The sequence below is a fragment of the Parafrankia sp. FMc2 genome (assembly GCF_041008525.1).
GTDB lineage: Bacteria > Actinomycetota > Actinomycetes > Frankiales > Frankiaceae > Parafrankia.
The window spans coordinates 1-1597 of sequence record NZ_JBFLUG010000371.1 but is presented as its reverse complement, the minus strand read 5'-3'; the positions used below and the strand labels follow the sequence as shown (position 1 = coordinate 1597).

Here is a 1597-nt window from a genome sequence, read left to right as displayed (position 1 = left end):
GTATACCACAACGCACCCCCACCCCCACGCCCTCGGTCGAGTACGCCGCTCACGGCCGCGTCGCCGAGGTGGTGCTCAACCGTCCCCAGGTCTCCAACGCCATGGACCTCACGGTCGCCCGCGATCTCGCCGGCGCGATCCAGCGCGCGGACGCAGACCCGGACGTCGACGTGGTCTTGCTCCGCGGTCGCGGCGACCGGTTCTGCGGCGGGGGAGACCTCGCCGCCATGGCGGCAGCACCGGACCGTTCGGCCTTTGCGGCGGAGCTCGCCGGAGCCGCGCACGAGGCGGTCCGAGCGATCCACGGGCTGCGCAAGCCGGTCGTGGCCGCGGTTCAGGGCGCCGCGGCCGGGATCGGGTTCTCGCTTGTCCTCGGCGCCGACATCGTGGTCGCCGGGGAGTCCGCCCGGTTCGTCACGGCATACACCTCGGTCGGCCTCACCCCGGACGGCGGGCTGTCCTGGCTGCTGCCGCGGGCAGTCGGCCAGCGGCGCGCGACCGAGCTGATCCTGACGTCCGAGCCGGTCGCGACTGCCCGCGCACTCGACCTCGGGATCGTCACAGAGGTCTGCCCTGACGCCGACCTGCTGGCGCGGGCACGCGAGCACGCCGTCGCTCTCGCGGCGCGTCCGATCCGCGCACTCGGCGAGTCTCGTAGGCTCGTCCGGGCATCGTGGGGTCGCGGCCTCGACGAGCACCTCGACGACGAGGCCGCGACGATCTCGCGCGCCATGGGTGACGACGCAACTGCGGCGCTCATCTCCCGGTTCGTCGGCAGGCGGTGAACTGACGGGAAGGTCGGACGTTGGCGATGAGAAAGTCGGTGGCAGAGCCGAGCTACGGCGACTACGAGGCGCGCAGCCGCGTGACACAGCAGCACATCCTCGACACCGCGGTCGACGTCTTGATCGAGCTCGGCTACAGCGGCGCGTCGACCCTGAAGATCCAGGAGCGGGCAGGTGTCAGTCGGGGCCGCCTGCTGCACCAGTACCCCAACCGCGACGCACTTCTCGTGGCGGCGGTCCAGCACATCGCCGAGGCACGGGTCGCGAGCACGGGGGAGCGGACTGTCCGGCCGAAGAACCCCGGGAAGCGCATCGACGCCGCCGTCGACGCGCTCTGGTCGATGTACCAGCAGGGCTACTTCTGGGCCGCGACCGAGCTCTGGCTCGCAGCTCGTTCGAACCGCCACCTGGCCGAGGCGCTCGCGCCGAAGGAGCAGGCGCTCGGCGCGACGATCCGCACCGTGATCGACGAGATGTTCGGTTCTGACCTGACCTCGCGCCCCGAGTATGCCGACGTACGGGACATCCTCAACACGAGCATGCGCGGCGTCGCCCTCACCTACGCGTTCGACCCCCGGGACCCGAGCTCCGATCCCCATCTGGCAGGTTGGAAGCGGCTGGCACGCCGGATGCTGCTCACCTGATCTGACTGTGACAGCACCAACTGGCCGCCGACCTCGCGGGCTACAGATCTTGAATGGTCGGGGTCTGGCTACGGCGGTTCCGGGTCGATGATCAGCTCGGTCTGGCCGAGGAAGCCGGCGATCAGGTCGGGCCGGTACTGAACGCGTTTGAGCAGGGTCTTGATCGTG

Annotated in this window: 2 protein-coding genes; both read left to right on the top strand. The window is 70.4% G+C overall.

The annotated features are described in order from the left end of the window. Positions 1-785, top strand: a 785-nt coding sequence (locus AB1460_RS37340) for an enoyl-CoA hydratase/isomerase family protein (RefSeq protein ID WP_368967267.1), incomplete at its 5' end; no start/stop codon positions are given. A gap of 38 nt (positions 786-823) precedes the next feature. Continuing rightward, complete coding sequence (locus tag AB1460_RS37335; protein WP_368967266.1) at positions 824-1429, top strand: TetR/AcrR family transcriptional regulator; 606 nt, start codon at positions 824-826, stop codon at positions 1427-1429. Positions 1430-1597: the final 168 nt, after the last annotated feature.